This window comes from Variovorax sp. 10L426 (assembly GCF_056395305.1).
On record NZ_JBFTJF010000070.1, the window covers coordinates 1 to 531 of the forward strand.

Below are 531 nucleotides of genomic sequence, written 5' to 3' on the forward strand. Positions count from 1 at the left end.
CGACTACCTCGCCCGCATCGAGGCCGCGCGCGACCTGAACGCCTTCGTCGACGTCAACGCCGACCTCACCCTGGACCAGGCCCGTGCCGCCGATGCGCGCCGCGCCCAGGGCCAGGCCACGCCGCTGACCGGCGTGCCCATCGCCCACAAGGACGTCTTCGTGACGCGCGGCTGGGCCTCCACGGCCGGCTCGAAGATGCTGGCCGGCTACCAGAGCCCGTTCGACGCCACCGTGGTGGAGCGCCTCGCCGCCGCCGGCATGGTCACGCTGGGCAAGACCAACATGGACGAATTCGCGATGGGTTCGTCGAACGAGAACTCGTATTTCGGCATCGTGCGCAACCCGTGGGACAAGCAGCGCGTGCCGGGCGGCTCCTCGGGCGGTTCCGCCGCCGCGGTGGCCGCAGGGCTGGCCCCGGCCGCCACCGGCACCGACACCGGCGGCTCGATCCGCCAGCCGGCGTCGTTCTCGGGCATCACTGGCATCAAGCCGACCTACGGCCGCGTCTCGCGCTACGGCATAATCGCGTT

Annotated in this window: 1 protein-coding gene; it reads left to right on the forward strand. The window is 71.8% G+C overall.

Translation table 11 applies throughout. From position 1 onward, the window contains the following. Positions 1 to 531, forward strand: a 531-nt coding sequence (locus tag AC1DHL_RS29755) for an amidase (protein ID WP_478164332.1), incomplete at both ends; no start/stop codon positions are given.